General features: G+C 75.1%; 1 protein-coding gene and 1 pseudogene. Both read right to left on the reverse strand.

Annotated features, from left to right (window positions below):
- Positions 1–250, reverse strand: a pseudogene (locus tag CCN39_RS48925) (hypothetical protein); the annotation flags it as partial.
- 36 nt (positions 251–286) lie between these two features.
- On the reverse strand, positions 287–739 hold a 453-nt coding region (locus tag CCN39_RS48930; RefSeq protein WP_208630710.1), incomplete at its 5' end, for an FHA domain-containing protein.

Raw genomic sequence — 739 nt, forward strand, 5'->3', positions numbered from 1 at the left:
GCTCGGCCGGCGGCAGCAGGACCTGCTTCCCGCCGGCGAGGCAGGCCAGGACCAGGGCCACCGTCTCCGGTGACCGGCGCGGGGCCACGCAGACCGGCCCGGCGGTGCGCGCCACCGCGGGGCCGAACCCCGCGGCCAGGCGCCCGAGCTGCGCGTAGGAGACGGTCCGGTCGCCGTCGGACAGCGCCGGGGCGGTCGGGGTGTGCCGCGCCCACGCCGAGAAGCGGGCGAGGAACGATGACGACGGCATGGCTGGCTCCTTCGGGTTCGGGTACGGCGGCGCGCATCAGCAGTGGCGGTGGGAGAAGTAGTGGAGCTGCCGCATTCCGGCCGCGACCGTGGAGCCGGGTTCGAGCACGGTGTCCACGCCCGGTTCCAGCCGGGTCCAGGTCGCGCTCCCGCGCGGCAGCACGAAGGTGCCGTTGGCCGAGTGCAGATCGGTCACGACGACCTGCCAGTCCCGCAAGGCGATCCAGGCGTGCCGCCGCGAGACGAGCGGATCGGCCAGCGTGACCGCATCCGCGTTCCCCGCGGCGACGGCCTCGTCGAACTCGGGCATCCGCCCGAGCACGACGTCCCGCAGCAACGGGACGGCGGTCCCGTCGTCGAGCACCAGCACCCCCAGCTGCGGCCGCGGCCCCAGCTCCGGCGAGCGCGGGACCACTTCAACGATCCCGCCGTCTCGTACTGCTCGGTGTGCGGGATCTCGATGGCCCAGGCCCCGCGCTCGCCGGAGCTG

Source organism: Amycolatopsis kentuckyensis, from assembly GCF_002155975.1.
GTDB lineage: Bacteria > Actinomycetota > Actinomycetes > Mycobacteriales > Pseudonocardiaceae > Amycolatopsis > Amycolatopsis kentuckyensis.